This window comes from Sphaerotilus mobilis, assembly GCF_004216565.1.
Taxonomy (GTDB): domain Bacteria; phylum Pseudomonadota; class Gammaproteobacteria; order Burkholderiales; family Burkholderiaceae_C; genus Sphaerotilus; species Sphaerotilus mobilis.
On sequence record NZ_SGWV01000008.1, the window covers coordinates 368,459 to 393,028 of the forward strand.

The window sequence follows — 24,570 nt, forward strand, 5'->3', positions numbered from 1 at the left end:
CATGCCGATGTTCCGACACCCCGACCCGGTCGATGCCGCTGCGCTCGACACCTGTGCCGACCTGCTGCGTGAACAGGGCCATGTGCGCCTGACGCCCGCTGCGCTCGCCGCCCTGGCCCAGGTGCCGCCCGATGCGCTGACCGCGCTGGCGCCACATTGGCACGACCTGCCGCCCGATGCCCACCTGAAGGACGGCGGTCGCTACCGCCGCCGTCGCCACGGCAGCTATGTGCAGGACACCGCCAGCGGCACGCTCGACGCCGTGCCGCACCGCGCCCACTGGCAGCCGACCACCTACAACGCCCTGCACGGCGGCATGCTGCGCTGGTTCGATCCCCTGCAGCCGGCGCTGGCCACGTCGCCCGCCTTCCTGGCTGTCGTCCAGCACCTGGGCGAGGTGTTCGCGCAGGCCGCAAGGGCCTTGCCGGCGGTCGCAGGCGAACCGGTCTTCGACGGCCACTGGGCCATCGAGGCGCACGCCTTCCGCATCGACACCACCGGCGGCGTGGGCCGGCCGACACCCGAGGGCGCGCACCGCGACGGCGTCGCCTTCGTCGCCGTGCTGCTGGTCGAGCGCCACGGCGTGATCGGCGGCGAGACCCGCGTCTTCGAGGCCGACGGCCCGCGCGGCGTGCGCTTCACGCTGGCCCAGCCCTGGAGCGCGCTGCTGCTGGACGACGCCCGCGTGATCCATGAATCGACTCCCATCCAGCCGGCCGAGCCGGGTGGCTGGCGCGACACCCTCGTGCTGACCTACCGCGCTGGCGGTTTTCAGGACCCGCCCGACGCATGACGACACCCGACACCGCCTACACGCCCCGCCGCCCCGCCCACTCCGAACGCATCGGCCTGCGTGGCCGGCCCGGCGCGCCGCTGCTGGACCTGCACCTGCTGCGCTGGGGCAGCCCGCAGACAGCCACCTTGCCCCCGGTGCTGCTGCTGCACGGCTGGATGGACGTTGGCGCGTCCTTTCAGTTCCTGGTCGACGCCTTCGACGACACCTTCCTGGCCGGCCGCGAGCTGATCGCGCTGGACTGGCGCGGCTTCGGCGAGACCCGCTGCGCGGAGGTCGACGCCTACTGGTTCCCCGACTACCTGGCCGACCTGGATGCGCTGCTCGATGTGCTCAGCCCGGACGCACCGGTCGACCTGATCGGCCACAGCATGGGCGCCAACGTGACCATGCTCTATGCCGGCGTGCGGCCGCAGCGGGTGCGCCGGGCGGTCAACCTCGAAGGCTTCGGCATGCCGCCGACCCGGGCGGTGCAGGCGCCGGATCGCTACGCCCGCTGGCTCGACGAGCTGCGCCAGCCGGCCGAGCTGCGCCCGTATGCGGACCTGGCCGGCGTGGCGCGTCGCCTGCGGGCCAACAACCCGCGTCTGCCGATCGAACGTGCGCTCTGGCTGGCGGCACAGTGGTCGCGGCCAACGGCCGATGGCCTTCATGCGCTGCGGGCCGATCCGGCCCACAAGCACAGCAACCCGATGCTGGCCCGGCAAGAGGAGATGGAAGCCTGCTGGCGCCGCATCACCGCGCCGGTGCTGTGGATCGAAGCGGCGCAGACGGAGGTCTTCAGCTTCTGGCAGATGCCCCAGGACGCCGTGCGCGCCGAGGTCGAACGTCGCAAGACCTGGGTCGCCGACCTGCGCGCCCACGTCCTCGACGGCTGCGGCCACATGCTGCACCACGACCAGCCGGATGCGCTGGCCGCGTGGATCCAGCCCTTCCTGGCACGCTGAGACCCTGTGGCCCAGCACGGTCCGCATGCAGGCCAACCCCAAGCGGCGTGCGAAAATCGCGGGCTTCGCTTCGGTCAGCAGGTCGCCCTGCCACGACACCGTCGCGCACCAGGATCCTGAAGAAAAACGTCGAAGGACACCGTCCCATGGACATCGAACAGATCAACGCCATCGGCACCGCCCTGGCCGACCTCAGCGAGCGCACGAACGCGCTAAGGGGGTATCTTTGACTACGAACGCAAGTCGCTGCAGCTCGCCGAGGTGAACGCCGCGCTCGAAAATCCGAGCGTCTGGAACGACCCGAAACGCGCCCAGGAACTGGGCAAGGAAAAGAAGGCGCTGGAGGACGTGGTCATGACCATCGACCACCTGACGCGCAACCTCGCCGACAACACCGAGCTCTACGACATGAGCAAGGACGACGGCGACCTCGACGGCCTGGCGGCCATCGAGGCCGAGGTCGCCGGCCTGCGCGAGCTGATCGAGAAGCTCGAGTTCCGCCGCATGTTCAGCAACCCGGCCGACCCGAGCAACTGCTTCATCGACATCCAGGCCGGCGCCGGTGGCACCGAGGCCTGTGACTGGGCCAGCATGCTGCTGCGCCAGTACCTCAAGTACTGCGAGCGCAAGGGCTTCAAGGCCACGGTCGAGGACCAGACCGAAGGCGACACCGCCGGCATCAAGAGCGCCACCATCAAGGTCGAAGGCGACTACGCCTTCGGCCACCTGCGCAGCGAGACCGGCGTGCACCGGCTGGTCCGCAAGAGCCCGTTCGACAGCTCGGGCGGGCGCCACACCAGCTTCGCCTCGCTCTTCGTCTACCCGGAGATCGACGACTCGATCGAGATCGAGATCAACCCGGCCGACGTGCGCACCGACACCTTCCGCGCCTCGGGCGCGGGCGGTCAGCACATCAACAAGACCGACTCGGCGGTGCGCCTGACGCACATCCCCACCGGCATCGTCGTGCAGTGCCAGGACGGCCGCAGCCAGCACAGCAACCGCGACGTCGCCTGGAAGCGGCTGCGCTCGCGCCTCTACGACTTCGAGATGCGCAAGCGCCAGGAAGCCCAGCAGAAGCTCGAAGACACCAAGACCGACGTGGGCTGGGGCCACCAGATCCGCAGCTACGTGCTCGACCAGAGCCGCATCAAGGACCTGCGCACCAACCACGAGACCTCGGCGACGCAGAAGGTGCTCGATGGCGACCTCGATGCCTTCATCGAAGCCAGCCTGAAGTCGGGGCTGTGATGGCACACGGACACGAACTGCGGGCCGTGCTGTTCGACATGGACGGCACGCTGATCGACAGCATGCCGCTGCACGAGCGGTCCTGGATCCTCTGGCATGCCGAGCTGGAACTGCCTTTCGACGACCCGGACGGCTTCTTCCTGGCCACCGCCGGGCGGACCCAGCAAGAGATCGTGCGCGACCACTGGCCCGACTGGGATGCCGACCGGCGCCTGATGCTGGCCGAGCGCAAGGAAGCGCTCTACCGCGAGATCGCGGCGCGCGAGCTGCAGCTGATCGCCGGTGCGGCCGAGATCTGCGCCCAGGCCCGCGAGCGCGGCCTGAAGGTTGCGCTGTGCACCGCCGCGCCGCGCGAGAACATCGCGGTCACCTTCGAGCGCTTCGGGCTTGAAGCCTTGATCGACACGATCACCAGCCCGTCCGAACCCAAGTTCGGCGGTGCGCCCGGCGAGACCCTGCGTGGCAAGCCACATCCGGACATCTTTGCCGAAGCGGCCCGCCGCTTTGGCATCGCGCCGGAACACTGCCTTGTGTTCGAGGACGCGCCGCTGGGCATCGAGGCGGCACGCCGCGCCGGCATGGCCGCCGTGGCCTTGACCACCACCTTGCCCGCCAGCGCCTTCTCGGCCTACCCGAACGTGATCGGCTCGATCGCCGACTACACCGGCTACAAGCTGCCGACCCATCTTCCGACCTGAAAGAGAACTCCCATGCGTGAAGGCACGACCCCGCTGGTGCGGCGCGAGGACTACACCGCCCCGTCGCACTGGATCCGCAGCGTCGACCTGAGCTTCGACCTCGATCCAGCCAAGACCCTGGTCATCAACCGCATGCAGGTCGAGCCCAATGCCGCGCGCCCGGGCGAGCCGCTGCGGCTGGACGGCGAGGACATCGTGCTGACGCGCGTGCTGGTCAACGGCGAGTCGATCTCCTTTCGCAACGAGGGCGGCCAGCTGGTGCTGGAGAACCTGCCCGCCGAGCCCTTCGCGCTGGAGATCCGCAACACCTGCGCGCCGGAGAAGAACCTGGAGCTGTCGGGCCTCTACACCTCCGGCGGCAGCTTCTTCACGCAGTGCGAGGCGCAGGGCTTCCGCCGCATCACCTACTTCCTGGACCGCCCGGATGTGATGGCGCTGTTCCGCGTCACGCTGCGTGCCGATGCGCGCAGCTACCCGGTGCTGCTGTCAAACGGCAATCTGGTCGAGCAAGGCCGGCTCGACCACGGCCGCCACTACGCCACCTGGGTCGACCCGCACCCGAAGCCGTCCTACCTGTTTGCGCTGGTCGCTGGCGATCTGGTCTGCCGCGAACAGCGCGTGCGCAGCCGCTCGGGCCGCGACCACCTGCTGCAGGTCTATGTGCGCGCCGGTGACCTCGACAAGACCGAACACGCGATGAACTCGCTGATCGCCTCGGTCGTGTGGGACGAGGCCCGTTTCGGCCTGAGCCTGGACCTCGAGCGGTTCATGATCGTCGCCGTCAGCGACTTCAACATGGGCGCGATGGAGAACAAGGGCCTGAACATCTTCAACACGAAGTTCGTTCTTGCCAACCCGGCCACCGCCACCGATGTCGACTACGGGAACATCGAGGCCGTCGTCGGCCACGAGTACTTCCACAACTGGACCGGCAACCGCGTCACCTGCCGCGACTGGTTCCAGCTCAGCCTCAAGGAAGGCCTGACCGTCTACCGCGACCAGACCTTCAGCCAGGACATGGCCGGCGAGGCCTCGGCCCGCGCCGTCAAGCGCATCGAGGACGTGCGCCAGCTGCGTCAGATGCAGTTCCCCGAAGATGCAGGCCCAATGGCCCACCCGGTGCGGCCCGAGCAGTACCAGGCGATCGACAACTTCTACACCACCACCGTCTACGAGAAGGGTGCCGAGGTCGTGCGCATGATGGCCACGCTGGTCGGCGAGGCCGGCTTCCGCGCCGGTATGGACCTCTACTTCCAGCGCCACGACGGCCAGGCCGTCACCTGCGACGACTACGCCCAGGCCATAGCGGACGCCAACCCCGGCAGCCCGCTGGCCACCCGCCTGGACAGCTTCAAGCGCTGGTATGCGCAGGCCGGTACGCCACGGGTCAGCGCCCGCGGCGTCTACAGCGCCGAGCAAGGCAGTTACACGCTGACGCTCAGCCAGCACACCCCCGCCACGCCCGGTCAGCCGGTCAAGGCGCCCTTTGTGATCCCCGTCGCGATGGGCCTGCTCGATTCCGACGGCCGCCCCTTGCTGCTGCAACTCGATGGCGAGAACGGCTACAGCGGCACCGAGCGCGTGCTGGTGCTTGACCAGGCCAGCCTCACCTTCGTCTTCACCGGCCTGTACGGCCTGACCAGCGCGCCGGTGCCGTCGCTGCTGCGGGGCTTCTCGGCGCCCGTCATCCTGGATGCGCAGGCCGACGAGGCGGCGCTGTTCACCCAGCTGCGCCACGACACCGACCCGTTCAACCGCTGGGAGGCGGCGCAGCGCCTGGCCGTCCAGCGCCTGCTGTCTGCGGTGCGTTCGGGCCAGCCGCTGCAGCTCGATGCCGCCTGGCTGGACGCCCAGCGCGTCGTGCTGCGCGACCCGACGCTGGATGCCGCCTTCAAGGACCTGGTGCTGACCCCGCCGAGCGCCGGCTATCTGGCCGAACAGCTCGCCGCCGACGGCATCCCGGTGGACCCGCCGCGCATCCACGCCGCCCGAGAGGCCCTGCGCAGCCAGATGGCGCAGGCCCTGCACGAGGACTGGGTCTGGGCCTTCGAGGCCCATCAGGACAACGGCGCCTACCGCCCCGACCCGGTCTCGGCCGGGCGTCGCGCGCTGGCCAACTTGGCACTGTCGCATCTGGTGCTCGATGCCGCGCGGACCGGCGACACCGTCTGGCCCGGCAAGGCCTTCCAGCGCGTCAAGGACGCCGGCAACTTCACCGACCGGCAGGGCGCGCTGATCGCCCTGCTGCATGCCCATCACGAACTGGCCGAACCGGCACTCGCGCGTGTACACGCCCAGTTCAAGGACGAGGCCCTGGTGATCGACCGCTGGTTCGCCCTGCAGGCCGGCACGCCCGAACGCGACGGCCGCGTCTTTGCCCGCATCAAGGCGCTGGCGCTGCACCCGGACTATTCGCTGCGCAACCCGAACCGGGCGCGCAGCCTGCTGGCCACGCTGTTTGTCATGAACCCGTCCGCGCTGCACCGCGAGGACGCGGCCGGCTATGTCTTCTGGGCCGACAAGGTCGTCGAGGTCGACACCTTCAACCCGCAACTGGCCGCCCGCCTCGCGCGTGGCCTGGACCGCTGGCGCACCCTGGCCGAGCCGTATCGCAGCGCGGCGCAAGAGGCCCTCATTCGGGTGTCCGGCCGGGCCGATCTTTCTCCGGACACGCGCGAAATCGTCACGCGAGCCTTGCAGGATTGATCGCGAAACTCCTCCATTTGTCGTCCCGCAGGAACCCCACATGGCCCAACCCGTCAGCCTCACGCGCTACCTCGTCGAACAGCACCGCAAGCACGGCCACATCACCTCCGAGCTGCGCCTGCTGATCGAGGTCGTCGCCCGCGCCTGCAAGCGCATCGCCATCAGCGTCAACAAGGGTGCCCTTGGCGAGGTGCTGGGCAGCGCCGGCAGCGAGAACGTGCAGGGCGAGGTGCAGAAGAAGCTCGACATCATCTCCAACGAGGTGCTGATCGAGGCCAACGAATGGGGCGGCCACCTGGCGGCCATGGCGTCCGAGGAGATGGACTCCATCCACGTCGTGCCCAACCGCTACCCGCAGGGCGAGTTCCTGCTGCTGTTCGACCCGCTCGACGGCAGCAGCAACATCGACGTCAACGTGTCCATCGGCACCATCTTCTCGGTGCTGCGCAAGGTCAACAACCAGCGCGGTGTCAGCGAGGAAGACTTCCTGCAGCCCGGCAAGCAGCAGGCGGCGGCCGGCTACTGCGTCTATGGCCCGCAGACCACGCTGGTGCTGACGGTCGGTGACGGCGTGGCGATGTTCACCCTCGACCGCGAGACCGGCAGCTTCGTGCTGACCGACGAGGACGTGAGCATCCCCGAGGACACCAAGGAATTTGCGATCAACATGTCCAACATGCGCCACTGGGCCCCGCCGGTGACGCGCTACATCGACGAATGCCTGGCCGGCAAGGAAGGCAGCCGCGGCAAGGACTTCAACATGCGCTGGGTCGCGTCCATGGTCGCCGACGTCCACCGCATCCTGACCCGTGGCGGCGTCTTCCTCTATCCCTGGGACCGCCGCGAGCCCAACAAGCCCGGCAAGCTGCGCCTGATGTACGAGGCCAACCCGATGGCCTTCCTCATCGAACAGGCTGGCGGCGCCGCCACCAACGGCGAACGCCGCATCATGGACATCGTGCCCACGGCCCTGCACGAACGTGTCGCGGTGATGCTGGGCTCAAAGAACGAGGTGGAGCGCGTGACGCGCTATCACGTCGAGGCGCAAGGGCAGCAGGCGGGCTGAGCGCACCGCACCTGCGGTGCCGGTGTGGCGCCTCGTGCCACCCCGTCTTTCAAGCGCGTCCGGCTCGCCGACCCGTCCACCACCCATCCAGGGACCACCGGCCCGCCCCGCTGGCCACCAGCATCAGCAGCACCGCCGCCCACGTCCCGTGTGTCGGCCACGCGCCCGGGTAGACCAGCAGCTGGATCACCGCCGTCATGCCCAGCAGGGCCAGTGCCGAGAAGCGGGTGGCGAGGCCGAGCAACAGCAACAGCGGTAAGACATGTTCGGCTGCGGCGGCCATGACGGCGGCGATCGTCGGGTCGATCAACGGCAGGCGGTATTCCTCGCGGAACAGGTCGACGACGCTGTCGGACAGGCGCGGCCAACCGAGCTGGACCTCGCCGCTGAGCGGGTTGAGCACGAAGCCCTGGACCTTGGTTTGGCCCGACAGCCAGAAGACGCTGGCGATGGAGACACGGGCCAGCAGGGCGATGGCGTCTTGCGGGATGCGCTGGCACAGGGCCAGGGCGTCGCGGAGGTAGGGGCTGTTCATGGGGTGGTGTCCTCGGGCCAGTTCAATTCGGTGCAGACGCCATGGGCCAGCAACAGGCCCAGCGTCGCCGACAGGTCGACATCGGGTGCTTCGGTCATAGCTTGCTCGGCGCATTCGGCCAGCGGCAGGCCTTGCATCGCCGCATCGATGAAGGCTGCGGCGCCCGGCGGCAGGCGCAGCAGCAGGACCTCGCTGGCGGGGCGCACGATCAACGCGTCCTGCGCGCCCACCGGGTCGAAGGGCGTGACCTCGCCGTCGTCCGCCTGATGGGCCAACCAGATGTCGACCACCGCATGGCGCGACCGAACCAGCCGGGCCGACGGCTGCAGCGTGAAGCGCAACGTGCCGATCCGCTCGCCCAGGGCCAGCGCCTGGCTCACCCGCTGAGCCTGCACCGGCTCGGCATCGGCCGCGTGACAGGAAACGACCCGGGCGTGTTCGAGCCAGGCGACGTCGCCCAGCCAGGGCAGTTGGGTGGCCGGCTCGAAATGGTCGATGAAGTCCGCCAAGGTGTCGCCGTAGAGCGCCATGACGCGGCTTTGCGGCAGGTGCTGCGCGACGTAGTGGCCGGCCATCGCGCGGAAGAAGTCATCGCCGACCAGGCAACGCGTGACCGGAAAGCTCTGCGCCAGCGCATCGACCAAGCCCACACGCACGTTGTTGCGATGGACCGCGAAACGTTGGCCGACGTCCGAGCCGTTCCAGCTGCGCAGACCCGCCGGCAGGGGCGCGGTCGGGCTGCGCAAGGCTCGGGCGATCTGTTGGTGGGCGGTGGTCATGCGGCCGCCCGGGTGTCGTCGATGACCAGCGCATCCATCGCCCGCCGGGCCCGGTCGGCCTCGGCCAGCAGGTCGGGCAGCGGCGGGATGTCGTTGTCGCGTTCGATCAGTGTGGGCACCGGGCCGATGCGCCAGAGCAGCTCGCGGTAGAGCGACCAGACGGCCTCGGCGACCGGCGAGCCGTGGTTGTCGATCAGCAGCGGCGCGCCCAGGCTGTCGTGTTCGACGGCATGACCGGCCAAATGGACCTGCCCGACGGCATGCAGCGGCAAACGGCGCAGGTCGGTGGCGGGGCTGCGGCCGTGGTTGACGCAGGACACATGCAGGTTGTTGACGTCCAGCAGCAGGCCGCAGCCGGTGCGGCGCACGACCTCGGAGAGAAAGCTGGCCTCGTCCATCGTCGACGCGGCGAACTCGACGTAGGTGGACGGGTTCTCCAGCAGCAGGCGGCGGCGCAGGCGGGTCTGCACCTGGTCGACGTGTTCACAGACCCGCTGCAGGGTGGCGCCGTCATAGGGCAGCGGCAGCAGGTCGTTGTAGAAGTTCTGGCCGTGGCTGGACCAGGCCAGGTGTTCGGAGAAGACGGTGGGCTGGTAGCGATCGAGCAGCGCGGCAAGCCGGTCGAGGTGATCGGTGTCCAGCGCGTCCTCACCGCCGATCGACAGGCCCACGCCGTGCATCGTGATCGCGTGACGCTCGCGCACCGCGGTCAGCGCGTGGTGCAGCGGCCCGCCAGCGACCAGGTAGTTCTCGGCGTGGACCTCCAGGAAACCGATGTCCGGACGCATCGCCAGCAGCTCGGCGACGTGGCCGTGCTTCAGGCCGATGCCAGCAGCTGCGGGTCCGCTGCGGTGGATGGGATGCGTGTTCATCGGGATTCCGGGAGGTCGATGCGGTCGATGCGGTCGAAGTCGCTGAAGTGGCGGCCGGGCGCGGGCTCAGCCCTTCTTCATCATGTCCTTGAAGGCCATGGTCTGACCGAAGCCGGTGGGCGAGGTCTTGGAGACGGTCTTCATGCAGCTGCCCTTGGGCACATAGGACCAGGCGTTGGCCTGGTGCTCGGTCTTGGAGGTGCCCGCGCAGGTCGTCCCGGCACCGGCGGCGCAGTCGTTCTTGCCGGCTGCGGCGACGCCGAAGCACTTTTCCTTGTCGGCCGACTGGGCAGCGACCGGCAGTGCGGTGAAGGCAGAGGCCAGGGCGATGGCGAGAGCGGCGGCAGGCAGGCGGGTGGTGATGGAAGCGGTCATGTCGAACTCCAGAAGGTTGCTTGCAATCGGCTTGGATCGCTTGGGGTTACAAGCCGCTGGACCCTTTCCAGCGACCGTGCTGCTTGGACGGCCGAGCCCCCATGGTTCTTACGGGGTCGCACACAAGAAACGTTCGCCACGTATGCTGATCGCCGTCCAAGCTGAACCGCAGCCGATGACGGCCGGCGCCGCTGAAAGAATCGCCGCCGCTGTCCGACTACACCGATCCACCCACGCCCGCAGACCGGGCAGGAGACCTCCCACATGAAGGCAATCTGGAATGGCACGGTCGTTGCCGAGAGCGACGACACCGTGGTGGTCGAAGGCAACCACTACTTCCCGCGCAGCGCGCTCAAGGACGACTACGTGCTGCCCAGCAACACGCACACCATGTGTTCCTGGAAGGGTCAGGCGAGCTACCTGACGCTGTTCATCGATGGCAACGCCAACCCGGATGCCGTCTGGTTCTATCCCGACCCGAAGGAAGCCGCTGCCGAGATCCGCGGCCGCGTCGCCTTCTGGAAGGGCGTGAAGGTGGTCGACTGAATGGTGGCGACCCCGCTGGCGCAGCGCTACGCCGAGGTCAGGCGCCAGACGCTGGCGCGCATCGACGGCCTGTCGGCCGAAGACCTGTGCGTGCAGTCCATGCCCGACGCCAGCCCGGCCAAGTGGCATCTGGCGCACACGACCTGGTTCTTCGAAACGCTGGTGCTGCTGCCGCAGGCCGAGCCCGCATCGACCGGGCTGGCGCGTGGTTGCACGGCGCATGACCCCGTCTTCCAGCTGCTGTTCAACTCGTATTACGAGGCGCTGGGGCCGCGTCACCCGCGCCCGCAACGCGGCCTGCTGACCCGGCCGACGCTGGCCGAGGTGCTGGCCTATCGCCGGGCGGTCGATGCCGCGATGGCCGACCTGATCGGCGCGGCCGAGGCCCGTGCCGACGAGCCGGAGGTCGCCGCCGTGCTCGCGCTGATCGAGCTGGGCTTGCACCACGAGCAGCAGCACCAGGAACTGCTGCTGACCGATCTGCTGCACCTGTTCTCGCTCAACCCGCTGCGGCCGGCGCTGCGGGCCGGCCCCTTGCCGCTGGACGCCTGTGCAGCGGCCGGCTGGATCGAACGCCCCGGCGGCATCGCCCGCATCGGCCACGACCCGGCCCGCGACGGCCGCTTCCTGTTCGACAACGAAGGCCCGGCACACGAGGCGCTGCTGCAGCCCCATGCGCTGGCCACGCGGCTGGTCACGCAAGGCGAGTACCAGGCCTTCATCGACGACGGTGGCTACCGGCGCGCGGCGCTGTGGCTGTCCGACGGCTGGGCCACCGTGCAGGCCCAGGGCTGGACCGCGCCGCTGCACTGGCTCGATGACGGCCAGCAGTTCACCTTGCATGGCGTGCAGTCCCGTCAAGCCGACCAGCCCGTGCGCCACCTCAGCCTGTACGAGGCGGCAGCCTATGCCGAATGGGCCGGGGCGCGGCTGCCGACCGAGTTCGAGTGGGAGGCCGCTGCCCGCGCCGAACCCGCGCTGGCGCAGTCGCACGGCGTGGCCTGGCAATGGACCCGCTCGTCCTACGACCCCTACCCGCGCTACCACCCGGCGGCAGGCGCCGTCGGCGAATACAACGGCAAGTTCATGGTCGGCCAACTGGTGCTGCGTGGCTCCAGCCTGGCCACACCGGACGGCCACGCCCGCGACAGCTACCGCAACTTCTTCCCGCCCGCCGCGCGCTGGCAGTTCACCGGCCTGCGGCTGGCCAAGGACCTGTGATGCACCCCGAGACCCCTGCTGCGGCCAGCTATGCCGATGAACTCGTGGCGGGGCTGTCGGCGACGCCGCGCCGGCTGTCGCCGAAGTGGTTCTACGACGAGGCCGGCTCGGCCCTGTTCGACCGCATCTGCACGCTCGAGGCCTACTACCCGACCCGCACCGAGACCGCACTGCTGGCCCGCCACGCCGACGAGATCGCCGCAGCGCTGGGCCCGGATGCCGAGATCGTCGAACCCGGCGCCGGCTCGGCCACCAAGGTGCGCGTGCTGCTGCGGGCGATGCAGCGCGGCGGCTGGCGTCCCGCCGGCTACCTGCCGATCGACATCTCCGGCGCCCATCTGCTGGCGGCGGCGGACGCCTTGCGGGCCGACCTGGCCGATGCCCTGCCCACGCTGCCGGTGCGCCCGCTGACAGCCGACTTCCTGCAGCCGCTGCAACTGCCCGCACCGCTGGCCGATGGCCGCCGCGTCGGCTTCTATCCCGGTGGCTCGATCGGCAACTTCGAGCCTGGCGAGGCGGTCGCGCTGCTGCAGCGCTTCCGCGACTGGATCGGCCCGGGCGGCGGCCTGCTGATCGGCGTCGACCGCATCAAGGACCCGGCCCGGCTGCATGCGGCCTACAACGACCCCGAGGGTGTGACGGCGGCCTTCAACCTCAACCTGTGGGCAAGGGCCAACCGCGAGGCTGACGCCGACTTCGACCTGTCGGCCTGGCACCACGCGGCCTTCTATTCACCGGCGCACCAGCGCATCGAGATGCACCTGGTCAGCCGCCGCGCCCAGACCGTGCACGTCGCCGGCCATGCCTTCACCTTCGCGGAAGGCGATGGCGTGCACACGGAGAACTCCTGCAAGTACACGGTGCCGGGCTTCCAGGCGCTGGCAGCGCGGGCCGGCTGGCAGCCCGAGCGGGTCTGGAGCGATCCGGACGAGCTGTTCTCGGTGCATTGGCTCACGGCCTGAGCGACCCGGGCAGGATGCCCGTGGGCGCGTTCCACGCCGTGGACGTTTGGAGGCCCATCGGCACCAGCCCGTCGGACACGGGGTGTCCGACCTACCGAAAACGGTTGATACGAGTGAACCCAGCCTGCCTTCGGCCGTTCGGACACATCGTGTCCGAACGGCTGGTGCCGGTGAGCCACCTTGGTCCGACCATTCAAGAGCGTTTGATTCGATTGGGCCTGGCCCGCCTTCGGTAGGTCGGACACCCCGTGTCCGACGGGCTGGTGCCGATGGCCGCCCAACCCCGACCTACCAAACGCGCTTGTTTCGATTGGGCCCGGCCCGCCTTCGGTAGGTCGGACACCCCGTGTTCGACGGGCTGGCGCCGATGGGCCGCCCAACCCCAACCTGCCAAACGCGCTCGTTTCGATGGGGCCCGGCCCGCCTTCGGTAGGTCGGACACCCCGTGTCCGACGGGCTGGTGCCGATGGGCCGCCCAACCCCGACCTGCCAAACGCGCTTGTTTCGATTGGGCCCGGCCTGCCTTCGGTAGGTCGGACACCCCGTGTCCGACGGGCTGGTGCCGATGGGCCTCCGAACCCCAACCTTGCTCAGCGCGCCGGCACTGCCGCCAGCTCCGGCGCCACCCAGGGCAACAGACCCGAGCTGGCGTTGCGCAGCTGGGCTGAGGCGCTGAAGCCGTCGTGCAGCGCGTTGATGTAGGCGATGCGCAGCTGGTAGTGCTCGTTCTCGGCCGAGATCAGGTCGAACAGCGAGCGGCGGCCGAGCTTGGACCATTGTTCGAAGGTCGCGTTGCGCAGCTGGTCGCTGTCCTGCAGGACACCGGCGAAATGGCGCGCGCGGAGGTAAGCGCTGCGGGCCGCGTCGTGGAAGGTGCTGACCTGCTTGGCGCGTTCGTTGATGCCCGACTCCATCGCGCGACGGGTGGCCTCAGCGCGTTCGCGGCTGGCGCTGGCGGCGGCGTTCACCGCACCGCCGTCGTCGATCACCATGTTCAGCGCCAGACCCGCGTTCCAGCCGTGGGTGGTGGTCTGGGCCTGGCGAGCCGAATTGGCGCCCACCTGCCAACGCACCTGCGGCGCGCCTTCGGCCGCGTTGGCGCGGGCCAGCCGGTCGAGGGCCTCGGCCTGCAGGCGCAGCGCGCGGATCTCGGGGCTGTCGTTGACCTGGGCCAGCAAGCCGTCCAGGGCCGGCAGCTCGATCAGCGGCACGCCCACCGCGCCCCAGGGCGCGACGTTGTCGCCGACCACGCGGCGCAGCCGGGCATCGGCCTGGCGCAGCAGGGACTGGACCTCGTCACGCGCGATCTCGGCCTGGCGCACACCCTTGCGCGCCTGCACCAACTCGCTGGCGCGGCCGCGGTCGCGGGCGACGATCTGCTCGATCGAACGGCTCAGGCAGCTCAGCTTGGCCACCTGCTGGCCATGCACCTTGAGCTGCAGGCGGTAGCGGTTGCGGTCGATGACGGTCAGCAGCGCCTCACGCAAGGCCCGTTCGCGGGCGTTGCCGACGCCTTCGTCGCTGGCCGAGACGAGGCGCTGGCGGTAGTCCTTCAAGGCGTCGAGGCGACCGCCGTCGTAGAGCGGCGCACTGGCGTTGACGCCGGCCGTGCCGACGCCGCCGACCGATTGGGTGGTGCCCGCCACGGCACTCTGGCCGATGCCGAGCGTGCCGTTCACGCCGATCTGCGGGCTCTTGCCGGCCTCGACTTGGCGCAGATCCTGGCGGGCGGCGCGGCTGCCGTGTTCGGCCCCGCGCACGTCGAAGCTGGCCTGCACGGCCTCGCGGGCCAGCGAGGCCAGTTGGGTCATGCCGTCACCCTGGGCCGGCCCATCGAACAGTTCGGAGGCGCTGAAGGCCTGCGTGTCCGGCAAGGCCGGTCGACCGGCAGGCGCACCAGCCACCGCATCGGCCTCGTCGCAATAGGCCATCGCAAGGCCCGGCGCGCTGGCGCCGATCCAGGCGACCAGGCCAGCCACGGCCAGGGGACGCAGCCTGCCGCACAAGGCACCGGGAGAGAACGGAGAAGCCGAAGAGAACGGGGCGGACGAGGCGGACGGGCGGCGGACTCGGATCAACATGCACAGGCTCCACAGGACCGCGCGAGGCGGCGTTTGCCGGAACTGTACGTTTCTTCGCGATCCGGTCGGCCGGGAATAGCGCGGTGAAACCGGCACGACTCAACGCTCGCGGAAGGCCTCGGTGCCCTTCATCATGGGCTTGAGCAGGAAGTGCATGACCGAGCGGTCGCCGGTGCGGATCTCGATGGCGGCGGTCATGCCGGGCAGCACCGGCAGGGGCTTGTCGTCCTTGCCGCGCAAGGTGGCCGCATCGGTGCGGATGCGGGCCCGGTAGTAGGTGTTGTCCGGACCGCCCGCCCGTTCGTCGCCCAGCGCGTCGGGGCTCAGGTATTCGATCGTGCCCTTGAGGCCGCCGTAGGTGTAGTAGTCGTAGGCGCTGAGCTTGACCTCGGCCTGCAGCCCCGCCCGCACAAAGCCGATGTCGGCCGGCTTGATGCGCGCCTCGATCAGCACGCGGTCGGTCAGCGGCACGATCTCCAGGATGGGTGCGCCGGGCCCGACGATGCCGCCGAGCGTGGCGATGCGGATGTTCTTGACGATGCCGCGCAGCGGCGATGTCAGCGTGGTGCGCTTGAGCTGGTCGTCCTTGGCGATCTGCTGCTCGCCGAGCTGGGCGAGTTCGGTGCGCACCCGCAGCAATTCGGTGCTGGCGTCCTGGCGGAAGCGGTTGACACGCTCCTGCACCTGCATCTGCAGGTCGTTGCGCTGACGACGCAAGCGCATGACCTCGACGTCCGACATCAGGCCCTGGCTGGCCAGCGCCTCGGCGGTGCCGAGTTCTCGGTCGATCAGGCCGATGCTGCGGCGGATCACGGCAGCGGCTTCTTCCAGCAAACGACGGCGGGCGTCGTAGGCCTCGGTCTCGGCAGCCACGACGCTGGGGTCGTTGCGGACATCGGCCGGGAAGACCAGCGCACGCCCGTTGGCCTCGGCCGCCAGCCGGGCCGCCGTGCCACGCAGGGCGACCTGGCGGGCCTGGCCCTCGTTCTGGACCGCTGCGAAGCGGGTCGGGTCGAGCTGCGCCAGCTCCTGGCCGGCCTCGACCAGATCGCCTTCGCGCACATGCAGGGCCCTCAGGATCCCGCCTTCCAGGCTGGCGATGACCTGTTCACGCGCATCGGGCACCACCTTGCCTTCGGCCCGTGTGATGACGTCGACCTTGGCCAGCGCGGCCCAGCCGAGCGCGCAAGCGACGATCAGCGCCAGCAGCCACAGCGGCCACAGCGCGCCGGGCGTGGCCTCGACCGCGCGGGCGGCCTTCAGGCCTTGCAGGAAGTCCTCGTCACCGGGCCGGACCTGGCCCAGGCGGTCGGGCCGGACATCGTCCTTGTAGTCGCGCTCGGCGCTGTAGGCGCCCCAGCCGCGATCTCCGGCACGGGGCATGGCAAGGCCCGGGGTCTGGGCATCCTCACCGGGCATGTCGATGCCGGGCGGCGGCCGGCGCTCACCCCGGCGCAGTGCCGCCAGATCGGCCTCCAGGCCCATCGCAGGCTCCTGGCGAGCCTGGTCGGTGGCCCGTCGACCGGGGCCGTTGCGGCGCGTGCCAACCTGCGGTCGCTCGGCGGTCGGCGTCGCTGCCGGTGCCGGTGCCGACAGGGCCGGACGTGGCGCGGCCGACGCCGCATCCACCGGCTCGGCCACGACCTTGCGCCGCCACGGCGCGCGTTGCGCCAGCGCGGCGAACCAGGCGCCGGGTTGCGGGAGGCTGAGCTTGAAGGCCATGTTGGACGTTGCCCGCTGCGCTCAGGCCACCACGCTGAAAGGTGCGCGACCCGCGTGCGCGGCCTGCGCGGCCTGGCCCATGCCACCGGCCGGTCCGACATAGATGCCGGTGTTGAGCGCGCCGGGCGTCACGCCCTGCTGCGGCAGCGCAGCGCCGGGCTTGGGGCCACCGGCCAGCGCCTGCAACACCGCCTGTTTCGGCCCGTCGATGACCACCTTGCCACCATCGACCACGACGATGCGCTCGACCAGTTCGAGCAGCGCCGGGCGGTGCGTCACGACCACCAGCGTGCGATCGCGCACCAGCGGGCGCAGCTGAGCGATGAACTGCATCTCGCTCTGGGCATCCATCGAACTGGTCGGCTCGTCCATCAGCAACACCTTCGGGCTGGTGACCAGGCAACGCGCCAGCGCCACCAGCTGGCGTTGCCCGCCGGAGAGCATCCGGCCGCCCTCGCCCACCGGCATCTCGATGCCTTGTGGATGGGCAGCGGCGACCCGGTCCAGACCGGTCAGGCGCAGCACCTCGGCCAGCGTGCTGGCGCTCGCGTGTGAACGGCTGAGCAGGATGTTGTCGCGCAGCGAGCCGCGGAACAGGCGCGGCTCCTGGGCCACGAAGCCGACCTGGGCGCGGTAGTCGGCCGGGTCGATTTGGCGCAGGTCGATGCCGTCGACCTCGGTGTAGCCCTCGGTGGGCAGGTAGAGGCCACCGAGCAGGCGCAGCACCGTGCTCTTGCCGCTGCCGATCTTGCCGAGGATGGCGACCCGCTCGCCGGCCTCGATGCGCAGGTTGATGCCCTTGAGCACCGTCGGGCCCTGGCTGGTCGCACCGGCGGCATTGCTCTGGCTGTAGGCGAAGGCGGTGTCGCGCAGGCCGATCTGGCCGCTGATGCGCGCACGCGGCAGATAGGCATGGGCGGGATCGCGCTCGCTCGGCTGGGCCATCAGCTGGTCGAGCATGCGCAGCGCGGCGCGGGCGCCCTGGTAGCGCGACGCCAGGCTGACGACGCCACCGAGCGGGGCGACGACGCGGCCGGCGAACATCACCGCCGAGATCAGCGCGCCGGCCGTCAGATGACCTTCGGCGATCAGGTGCACGCCCCAGACCAGCATCACCACGGTGATGATCTGCTGCGACACCATCGTCAGGTTGTTGACCCAGCTCGACAGCGCACGCGCCCGCAGCGCGGCCTGTGCGGCCATCGCATTGCTTTCTTCGTACTGGCGCTGGAAGTGGCCTTGTGCGCTGGCGGCGCGGACCGTCTCGATGCCTTCCATCGACTCGATCACGATGCCCTGCATGTCGGCCTGCTGGCGCTGGTTGGCGGTCGACGCCTTGCGCAGCACATGCTGCACGCCCACCGTCAGCGCGAGGATCAGCGGCACGGCGATCAGCAGCACGACCACCAGCGGGCCGCCGACAAACCAGATCATCGCGATGAACAGGAAGATGAACGGCAGGTCGCTGATCGCCGACATCGTCGCCGAGGTCGAGAAGTCGCGCACCACCTCCAGCTGGGCAAGGTGGTGGGCAAAGGAGCCGGACGATTCGGGCCGGTGTTCCAGCCGCACCGACAGCGCCTTGCGGAACAGGATGGCGCCCAGCGCGAGGTCGGCCTTCTTGCCGGCCTGATCGATCAGGTGGCTGCGCAGCTGGCGCGCGATCAGGTCGAAGACGATCGCCAGCCCGGCGCCAGCGGCCAGCGACCACAGGGTCACGAAGGCCTGGTTGGGGATCACGCGGTCGTAGACGACCGAGGTGAACAGGCCGATGAACAGCATCAGCACATTGCTCAGCAACGCCGCCAGCATGGCGCCGCGGTAGTAGGGCATGAAGCGGCGCAGCGTGCTCCAGAGCCAGTGGCCACGCGGGTTGACCAGATCGTCATCGGCACGCCGACCGGCCAGCGGCGCACCCAGACGCGGCGTGGCCATCAGGACATGGCCGGAGTACTCGGCCTGCAGCTCGGCCTCGCTGGCGAGCACCTCGACCGGCGCGCCACCCGGCTCGCCCGGCGGCATCAGCATGCGGTAGGCGACCTGCTGGCCGCGCACGACCCGCTCGACCAGCACGCAGGCATCACCATTGCGCAGCAGCAAGATGGCCGGCAGCAGCAGCGCCAGGATCTGGCGCGGTTCACGCTCGACCACGCTGGCGTTGAAGCCAGCCGCATCCAGCACCCGCACCGCCAGCGGCGGCGTCAACATCTGCGCGATGCCCAGCCCGTCCAGCAGCGACTGCGGCGTGCGCTGCACCCCGTGGTGGCGGATGAGCCAGATGACGGCACCGAGCAAGGCGTCGTCGCTGCTGTCGACGACGGCACGGCCACCGTTCGCGTAGGCGTCCGGCGCATGGGCGTGGGCAGCGGCTGAGGTCATCGTGCAGGTGGGGACTCGGGTCGTTCGGCGCACGCCCTCGTCGCGGCACGCACCGGGCTCGCCCATCGTGGGTTCGCCATGCCCGACTGTGGCCCAGCCCGCCCCGCCGCAGCGCGTGGAAAAGGGGGACGCGGGGGGGCTTGATCCGGGCCGTCAGGGGGACGGGACATCCGACGGGCGTGTTCAACGCGTGTCAAGGCCGCATGCCCATCGGCATCACCGCGTCGAACTCGATGTGTCCGACCTCCTGACGACGTGTGTCGCCCGAGGGCAGTGGGACGAGCCATTACGGTCCGCTTCGGCCGTTCGGCGACAACCCATCGTCACCCTTCGACGTGTTGGGACAAGGTAGGTCGGACACGCCGTGTCCGACGCGGTGTCGCCGATGGGTCTCCGGACCGGAACGGTGTTCGCCGCCCCGCCCCCTCACATCCGCGCCAGCACCTGCTCGATCCCGTCGACCACCTTCGGGTAGCCGGAGTGCGCCATGACGTCGCGCTGGACCGCCGCGATCAGTGCGCGGCGCTGGCTGGCGTGGCGCGGGTCGCTGAAGTGGCGGACGCGGTCGTGCAGCTCGTCGGGTGTGGCGTAGCTGATGTCGGCGTGTTCGCGCGTCAGCTCGGGCAGGCCGGGGCGGCGGTCGGTCAGGCACAGGCCGCCGGCCATGAAGACGTCATGCACGCGGTTGACCACCGCATGGTCGAACTGCAGCGAGCTGATGTTGATGCTGCAGGCGCTGCTGCGGTAGATGCCGTGCACGGCGGCGTCGTCGTAGACCGGTGGTTCGTGGCGGATGCCGTGGCCCAGCGTGGCCTGGCGGTCGACCCGGTGCAGGTAGGCCGGGTCGCCGCCGTAGACGGTGACGTCGGTCATGCCGGCGGCGGCGGCCTGTTCGAGCAGGCGGCCGCGGAAGGCCATCGTGCGCAGGTTGCATTGGCCGCGCAGCCAGTGCACATAGGCCTGGCGCGAGACGGCCACGTCGCTGGCGTCGGGCATGCCGCTGAAGGCGCTCAGGCTGCGGTCGACCCAGGGCAGCAGCGCCGGATGCAGGGCGGTGTCGAGCTGGGCGCTGCGCTGCTCCAGCAGGCCGCCGAGCAGTTGTTCGAGAGAGGCGTTGGCCATCCTGGGCTGGTAGGACCAGGGCAGCGCATGGCCCACGAAGCTGGCGCCGTGGCGGCAGTCGGCGGTGTCCAGCGGCGTGGTCGCGGCGAACTCGCTGGCATGCGGCACCCAGGCGGCATGGCCGATGCCCACGGCGGCCAGCGCGCTGACGCTGTCGGGCTCGATGCACAGGTGGGCCGAACGGCCGGCCACCCTTTGCCAGGCCCGCAGGCGCGACTGCGCGGCCTCGAAGCTCAGGCCGCCGAGCAGCGCGTCCTGGTGCAGAAAGACCAGCCGGCCGGGGAACTCCTCGAAGAAGTGGCCGGGCCGGCCTTCGGCCCTCTGCTGGATGACGTTGGAGCCGGCGGTCGAGAGGTAGACGGCGCCTTGCTGGCCGCGCAGGAATTCCGGGAAGGTGGCGGTGCTGAAGCCCGAAGGCTTGACCAGCATGACCTCATGGCCGCGCCGCGCCAGTTCCTGACCGAGCGCCCTCGCGATGCGGGCATAGATCGGCGTGGGGGATTCCTCAAGAAAGACAACGGACATGGGCAGGACCAGCAGCGGTGGAGGATCGGTTCGGGGCGCGACGACACATGCCGTGCGCGCGGCACTCAGGCATCGTCCAGCGCGTAGTCCTCGCGGGCGACACGCGCCAGCGTGCGTTCGGCCAGGCTGGTCTCGACCTTGCGCAGCACGATGCGCACGGCGTGTGGCGTGGCGTCGCGGCTGGGCAGACCCTGGGCATCGAGGGCAAGCACCGCGTCGACCGACAGACGGTGCCGGAACCAGCCGCTGCGCCAGAAGGCATCGGTCTGAGCGGCCAGACGCTCGCGGGCCTGCGCGGGGCTCAGGCCCTTGGCGCGCAGCACCAGCACGCCGCCGGGTCGCAACAGGCTGAGGGCGTGGTCGAAGATGCGCGTTGCAGCGGCCGATGTGTCCGGTGCCCGCTCGCCCAGATTGCCCAGATTGCCCAGATTGCCAATAGCGCCCAAATCACCCAGATCCCCCAGATCGACCTGGGCCAGACGGCCAGCGCCCTGCGCCAGCAGCTCGGCCAGCGCCGGGGCGTGGGCGGGATCGTCGCCCAGCGACGCGCACACATCGGGCCGCAGCGCCGCATCGGCCGCCAGATTGAGCCAACCCGGCCGATGGCCCTGGTGGGCCATGTCGGCGTTGAGCCGGTCCGGGGCGGGACGCGCCGGGCGCGCCGCCTGTTGCGCGGCGAGTGGCTCGACCAGCGCATCGAAGGCCGTCCATTCGGCCTGCAGATCGGGCTGCGCGTGGGCATCCTGCCCCGCCTGAAGGCGCGCGAACAACGCTGCCTGGTTCCACTGGCCGGGTCCGAAGACCTCGCCACAGCGTTCCGGGCTGACGCACAACAGCGTCTCGCGCCAGAGCGGGTCGATGCGGGTGGTGTCGGCCAGTTCGGCGATCACCGGGGTGCCAAGCGCCATCACGCCCATCGCGGTGACGGCCTCCGGGCGGCCGTCCGGCGTCTCGGGCAGCAGCAGCACGGCACGGGCGTTGCGGACCAGCTCGTCACGCTCAGGGCCGTGCACGGCGGCATCCATGCGGGCCACGCGCACGCCCAGCGCCTGCAGGGCTTGCAGGCGTTGCACGCGCCAAGGTGTCAGGCGGCCGATGTGCAGCAGCTCGATGGCGCGATCGGCCAGCGGGCGGGCCGCTTCGGCCACCGTGCGCCGGGAGCGGGCCGCGTCCACCGACGGATGCAGCAGGGCGACACGCCCCGCCGCCGCCGGCCCATGCAGCGCCAGGTTGGCGGCGTCGAGTTCCAGCACCGGCAGCTCCTGCAGAAGCCGCAGGTAGTGCGGCGACAGCGCGGCGGCGCCCTGCCCCAGCGGCTCGGCATTGACCAGCACGCAGGCCGCATCGGCCCAGGCGGCGGGATCGACAGCCCGGTGTCCGCCGATCACGAGGTTGACCGCGTCATCGCGCAGCCGGTTCTTGGCCAGCGTGACCGGGCCGCGGCCGGACTGGCGCAAGGCGGTGCGCAGCATCAGCGCCAGATCCAGGCCAGCGAGCGCCTGCAGTTGTTCGGCCGGTCGGCCGGCGGGCTGGACGACACAGAGGTGGATGGCGGGCATGCGGGCTCCGGGACGAGAACGGATCGGGAACGGGATCGGGGTCGAACGCAGGGTGTTCAGGCTGCGGCTCGCAACGCACGTTTTTGCCGCAGCCGGGCTTCGAGCGTGGCGAGCAGCACATGCACCTCGTCGAAGAAGACCTCGCGCTGGCCGGCGATCCACTGGCGGTAGGGCTCGAAGCGCGGGCTCAGGCTGTCGTAGTCGCGCAGGGCGGTCTCGATGCGGCGCAGCACCAGCGGCACGGCCATGGCCTGACGCTCGTCGAACTTGAAGCCGGGCGGCAGGGGCAGGTCCTCGTCGAAGGCGGCGCTGCCCTGGGTGCCGGTGATGACCACGCAGCCGCACAGCGCGGCCTCACGCGGGATCCGGTCACGCCCCGGGTGGGCGCCAAAATCGATGTAGACCTTGCTGCGGCCGAGCAGACCGGCCACCTCGACAGGGGTCATGTTCTGGATCGGCACCCAGCGCACATGGGCCGGCGCGGCGGCCATCAGCGCGCGGGTGAATTCCAGTCCCTTCTTGGGGTTGAAGGCCACGATGTCCTCCTTGACCGAGCCGCGCACCGCGTTCGCGCGGTCGACCAGCTCGTCGCGGATGTAGTCGGTCAGCATGAGGGCATCCAGCCCCTGGTCGGCCAGCCAGCGGCGGGCGTATTCGGACTGCGCCACATGCACGACCTGCTGGGTCGGGTCGAGCACGAAGTCGAAGGGGCTGGCCGCGCCCGGGACCGGCCGGGCCTGTTCGGCGAAGTTGCGGTAGTGGTCGACGCTCAGCCAGCTCAGCACGCGGGTGGCGTGCTGCAGCCCGAGCAAGGCCGGCGCGGTGGTCTCGGCGGCGATGACGACGCTGTCGGGCGTGTCGGCCACGCGCAGCGCGGTGCGCGGCGCATACATGCGAAAGACCGGCGGGGTCGGGTCCGGATGACCTTCGGGCGCATAGACCATCGCCATGTCGTAGCCCAGACGCTGGCCGGCATCGACCAGTTGGTGCAGCGCCTCGGGACCGCCGGTCACCGTGGTGGCCGGGCAAAGCACGTGGACCTTCATGCGACGGTTTCCTCTTGGCGGACCGGCGTGGCGGAAAGCGGCGCGGCCAGCTCGGCCAGCAGTTCCTCGCAGGCGTGCAGCGCGGCGGCCACGACCTGGTCCATGTTGTAGTAGCGGTACTGGGCCAGCCGGCCCACGAACAGCACGCCCTTGCCGCCAGCGGCCTCGGCCTCGGCCATGGCCTGGTACTGCTTGAACAGCGCCTCGTTTTCGGCCGCCGGGATCGGGTAGTAGGGCTCGCCCTCGTCGGTTGGGAACTCGCGCACCAGCGACGTGCCGGTGTGGTCCTGGCCGGTCAGGTGACGGAACTCGGTCTCACGCGTGTAGCCGTGTTCGTTGGGGTGATTGACCGTGCCCACCGGCAGCAGCAGCGCGTCGACATCGGCGACATGGCGATGCTCGAAGCGCAGCGAGCGGTAGGGCAGCTTGCCCAGCACGCAGCCGAAGTACTCATCGATCGGGCCGGAATAGACCAGCCGGTCCCAGCCCTGGGCGACATCGTCCTGGCGCAGGTCGCGCCAGTCGGTGCGCAGGCTGATGCGGATGCGCGGGTGGTCCAGCAGCCGCTCGAACAGCGCGGTGTAGCCCTGAGCCGGCATGCCCTGGTGGCGGTCGGTGAAGTAGCGGTCGTCGTCGTTGGTGCGGGTCGGGATGCGGGCGGCCACGCCGGCCGACAGCTCGCTCAGGTCGCGGCCCCACTGCTTGCGGGTGTAGCCGCGGAAGAACTTGTCGCACAGCTCGCGGCCGACCGAGTTGAGCACCACGTCCTCGCTGGTGCGCAGGCTCTCGCGAGGCTCGCGCACACGTTCGAGGAAGGCGGCGACACCGGCCTCGTCAAGGTCCAGCCCGTATAGCGTGTTGATGGTCGTGCGGTTGATCGGGATCGGCACCTGTTGGCCGTCGACCGAGGCCAGCACGCGGTGTTCGTAGGCGCGCCAGTCGGTGTAGCGCGACAGGTAGTCGAACACCTTGTCGCTGTTGGTGTGGAAGATGTGCGGGCCATAGCGGTGCACCAGCACGCCGTGCTCGTCGAGGTGGTCGTAGGCATTGCCGGCGATGTGCTCGCGGCGGTCGACGACGTGCACGTCATGGCCGGCTTCGGCCAGCTGGCGGGCGCAGGTGGCCCCGGCAAATCCGGCTCCGACGACGAGAAAACGCATGCTGAGGCTCCAGGCTGGGACTGAGGGGGACGTGATCCGCAGCGGCCACAAGGGCGAGGCGGGTTTCACTTTTCTCAGCTGGAACTCTAGGCAGGCGGCGCCGCCGCGAAGGCCGGATATCGGCCCGGTCTGGCCGCCAATTCGGCGCTGAGGCGGCGAACTGAAGACCGGGCGCTCGATCGGGCGTGTCGATCCGTTCACGCGCGCTGCGTTTTTTGGCCGATG

General features: G+C 70.0%; 20 protein-coding genes. 9 read left to right on the forward strand and 11 right to left on the reverse strand.

Annotation, left to right across the window (positions count from 1 at the left end; translation table 11 throughout):
* Positions 1-7: 7 nt before the first annotated feature.
* The 6 genes from EV685_RS07050 to EV685_RS07075 all read left to right on the forward strand — a co-directional run bounded on the left by EV685_RS07050 (position 8) and on the right by EV685_RS07075 (position 7,461).
* Positions 8-793, forward strand: a complete 786-nt coding sequence (locus EV685_RS07050; RefSeq protein WP_130481290.1) for a 2OG-Fe dioxygenase family protein — start codon at positions 8-10, stop codon at positions 791-793.
* A complete protein-coding gene (locus tag EV685_RS07055) occupies positions 790-1,740 on the forward strand; it encodes an alpha/beta fold hydrolase (protein WP_130481291.1) in 951 nt (316 codons plus the stop codon). The genes EV685_RS07050 and EV685_RS07055 overlap by 4 nt, the downstream gene beginning before the upstream one ends.
* A gap of 146 nt (positions 1,741-1,886) precedes the next feature.
* Positions 1,887-2,991, forward strand: a protein-coding gene (gene prfB, locus EV685_RS07060) for a peptide chain release factor 2 (RefSeq protein ID WP_130481292.1) whose coding sequence is annotated in 2 segments (ribosomal slippage) — positions 1,887-1,967 and positions 1,969-2,991 — 1,104 coding nt in all. Because the reading frame shifts where the segments join, the coding sequence is not laid out codon by codon here.
* Positions 2,991-3,689, forward strand: coding sequence for an HAD family hydrolase (locus EV685_RS07065; RefSeq protein ID WP_130481293.1), 699 nt, complete (start codon positions 2,991-2,993; stop codon positions 3,687-3,689). The genes prfB and EV685_RS07065 overlap by 1 nt, the downstream gene beginning before the upstream one ends.
* Positions 3,690-3,701: 12 nt before the next feature.
* On the forward strand, positions 3,702-6,395 hold the full coding sequence (pepN, locus tag EV685_RS07070; RefSeq protein ID WP_130481294.1) for an aminopeptidase N: 2,694 nt from the start codon (positions 3,702-3,704) through the stop codon (positions 6,393-6,395).
* Between the two features lie 40 nt (positions 6,396-6,435).
* On the forward strand, positions 6,436-7,461 hold the full coding sequence (locus tag EV685_RS07075) for a class 1 fructose-bisphosphatase (protein ID WP_130481295.1): 1,026 nt from the start codon (positions 6,436-6,438) through the stop codon (positions 7,459-7,461).
* 49 nt (positions 7,462-7,510) lie between these two features.
* Here EV685_RS07075 and EV685_RS07080 read toward each other — a convergent pair whose 3' ends face one another.
* From EV685_RS07080 to EV685_RS07095, 4 genes are all read right to left on the reverse strand, one after another.
* A complete protein-coding gene (locus EV685_RS07080; protein WP_130481296.1) occupies positions 7,511-7,996 on the reverse strand; it encodes a DoxX family protein in 486 nt (161 codons plus the stop codon).
* Positions 7,993-8,775, reverse strand: a complete 783-nt coding sequence (locus EV685_RS07085) for an HvfC/BufC N-terminal domain-containing protein (protein ID WP_130481297.1) — start codon at positions 8,773-8,775, stop codon at positions 7,993-7,995. Before EV685_RS07085 ends, EV685_RS07080 begins: the two co-directional genes overlap by 4 nt.
* A complete protein-coding gene (gene bufB / locus EV685_RS07090; RefSeq protein WP_130481298.1) occupies positions 8,772-9,647 on the reverse strand; it encodes an MNIO family bufferin maturase in 876 nt (291 codons plus the stop codon). The genes EV685_RS07085 and bufB overlap by 4 nt, the downstream gene beginning before the upstream one ends.
* 66 nt (positions 9,648-9,713) lie before the next feature.
* Positions 9,714-10,022: a BufA1 family periplasmic bufferin-type metallophore gene (locus EV685_RS07095; RefSeq protein WP_130481299.1), complete on the reverse strand. Its 309-nt coding sequence runs from the start codon at positions 10,020-10,022 to the stop codon at positions 9,714-9,716.
* Positions 10,023-10,286: 264 nt separating this feature from the next.
* Between EV685_RS07095 and EV685_RS07100 the strand changes: the two genes are divergently transcribed.
* From EV685_RS07100 to egtD, 3 genes are read left to right on the forward strand one after another with little or no spacing between them, the layout of a single operon-like run.
* On the forward strand, positions 10,287-10,568 hold the full coding sequence (locus tag EV685_RS07100) for a DUF427 domain-containing protein (protein WP_130481300.1): 282 nt from the start codon (positions 10,287-10,289) through the stop codon (positions 10,566-10,568).
* Positions 10,569-11,789: an ergothioneine biosynthesis protein EgtB gene (egtB, locus tag EV685_RS07105; protein WP_130481301.1), complete on the forward strand. Its 1,221-nt coding sequence runs from the start codon at positions 10,569-10,571 to the stop codon at positions 11,787-11,789.
* Positions 11,789-12,751, forward strand: a complete 963-nt coding sequence (gene egtD, locus EV685_RS07110; protein WP_130481302.1) for an L-histidine N(alpha)-methyltransferase — start codon at positions 11,789-11,791, stop codon at positions 12,749-12,751. Before egtB ends, egtD begins: the two co-directional genes overlap by 1 nt.
* Before the next feature lie 590 nt (positions 12,752-13,341).
* On the opposite strand, the gene EV685_RS07115 is transcribed toward egtD, so the two are convergent.
* From EV685_RS07115 to glf, 7 genes are all read right to left on the reverse strand, one after another.
* Positions 13,342-14,730 carry a TolC family protein gene (locus tag EV685_RS07115; RefSeq protein WP_165396736.1) on the reverse strand — a complete coding sequence of 463 codons (1,389 nt, stop codon included), beginning with the start codon at positions 14,728-14,730 and terminating at the stop codon, positions 13,342-13,344.
* Between the two features lie 201 nt (positions 14,731-14,931).
* Positions 14,932-16,554, reverse strand: a complete 1,623-nt coding sequence (locus tag EV685_RS07120) for an HlyD family type I secretion periplasmic adaptor subunit (RefSeq protein ID WP_130481304.1) — start codon at positions 16,552-16,554, stop codon at positions 14,932-14,934.
* Positions 16,555-16,575: 21 nt separating this feature from the next.
* Positions 16,576-18,933, reverse strand: coding sequence for a type I secretion system permease/ATPase (locus tag EV685_RS07125; RefSeq protein ID WP_130481305.1), 2,358 nt, complete (start codon positions 18,931-18,933; stop codon positions 16,576-16,578).
* Positions 18,934-19,359: 426 nt separating this feature from the next.
* Complete coding sequence (locus EV685_RS07130; protein ID WP_130481306.1) at positions 19,360-20,580, reverse strand: glycosyltransferase family protein; 1,221 nt, start codon at positions 20,578-20,580, stop codon at positions 19,360-19,362.
* A 65-nt stretch (positions 20,581-20,645) separates the two neighbouring features.
* Positions 20,646-22,139 carry a hypothetical protein gene (locus EV685_RS07135; protein WP_130481307.1) on the reverse strand — a complete coding sequence of 498 codons (1,494 nt, stop codon included), beginning with the start codon at positions 22,137-22,139 and terminating at the stop codon, positions 20,646-20,648.
* Between the two features lie 56 nt (positions 22,140-22,195).
* A complete protein-coding gene (locus EV685_RS07140) occupies positions 22,196-23,185 on the reverse strand; it encodes a hypothetical protein (RefSeq protein WP_130481308.1) in 990 nt (329 codons plus the stop codon).
* Positions 23,182-24,345, reverse strand: a complete 1,164-nt coding sequence (glf, locus tag EV685_RS07145; protein ID WP_130481309.1) for a UDP-galactopyranose mutase — start codon at positions 24,343-24,345, stop codon at positions 23,182-23,184. The genes EV685_RS07140 and glf overlap by 4 nt, the downstream gene beginning before the upstream one ends.
* Positions 24,346-24,570 lie beyond the last annotated feature (225 nt).

Excerpts from the sequence above, each read along its gene's own strand:
- EV685_RS07140 (WP_130481308.1), bottom strand. The coding sequence starts at position 23,185 with ATGAAGGTCCACGTGCTTTGCCCGGCCACCACGGTGACCGGCGGTCCC.
- pepN (WP_130481294.1), top strand. The coding sequence starts at position 3,702 with ATGCGTGAAGGCACGACCCCGCTGGTGCGGCGCGAGGACTACACCGCC.
- egtB (WP_130481301.1), top strand. The coding sequence starts at position 10,569 with ATGGTGGCGACCCCGCTGGCGCAGCGCTACGCCGAGGTCAGGCGCCAG.
- EV685_RS07085 (WP_130481297.1), bottom strand. The coding sequence starts at position 8,775 with ATGACCACCGCCCACCAACAGATCGCCCGAGCCTTGCGCAGCCCGACC.
- EV685_RS07095 (WP_130481299.1), bottom strand. The coding sequence starts at position 10,022 with ATGACCGCTTCCATCACCACCCGCCTGCCTGCCGCCGCTCTCGCCATC.
- EV685_RS07075 (WP_130481295.1), top strand. The coding sequence starts at position 6,436 with ATGGCCCAACCCGTCAGCCTCACGCGCTACCTCGTCGAACAGCACCGC.
- EV685_RS07130 (WP_130481306.1), bottom strand. The coding sequence starts at position 20,580 with ATGTCCGTTGTCTTTCTTGAGGAATCCCCCACGCCGATCTATGCCCGC.
- EV685_RS07080 (WP_130481296.1), bottom strand. The coding sequence starts at position 7,996 with ATGAACAGCCCCTACCTCCGCGACGCCCTGGCCCTGTGCCAGCGCATC.
- egtD (WP_130481302.1), top strand. The coding sequence starts at position 11,789 with ATGCACCCCGAGACCCCTGCTGCGGCCAGCTATGCCGATGAACTCGTG.
- EV685_RS07055 (WP_130481291.1), top strand. The coding sequence starts at position 790 with ATGACGACACCCGACACCGCCTACACGCCCCGCCGCCCCGCCCACTCC.
- EV685_RS07135 (WP_130481307.1), bottom strand. The coding sequence starts at position 22,139 with ATGCCCGCCATCCACCTCTGTGTCGTCCAGCCCGCCGGCCGACCGGCC.
- EV685_RS07050 (WP_130481290.1), top strand. The coding sequence starts at position 8 with ATGTTCCGACACCCCGACCCGGTCGATGCCGCTGCGCTCGACACCTGT.
- bufB (WP_130481298.1), bottom strand. The coding sequence starts at position 9,647 with ATGAACACGCATCCCATCCACCGCAGCGGACCCGCAGCTGCTGGCATC.
- glf (WP_130481309.1), bottom strand. The coding sequence starts at position 24,345 with ATGCGTTTTCTCGTCGTCGGAGCCGGATTTGCCGGGGCCACCTGCGCC.
- EV685_RS07100 (WP_130481300.1), top strand. The coding sequence starts at position 10,287 with ATGAAGGCAATCTGGAATGGCACGGTCGTTGCCGAGAGCGACGACACC.
- EV685_RS07120 (WP_130481304.1), bottom strand. The coding sequence starts at position 16,554 with ATGGCCTTCAAGCTCAGCCTCCCGCAACCCGGCGCCTGGTTCGCCGCG.
- EV685_RS07065 (WP_130481293.1), top strand. The coding sequence starts at position 2,991 with ATGGCACACGGACACGAACTGCGGGCCGTGCTGTTCGACATGGACGGC.
- EV685_RS07125 (WP_130481305.1), bottom strand. The coding sequence starts at position 18,933 with ATGACCTCAGCCGCTGCCCACGCCCATGCGCCGGACGCCTACGCGAAC.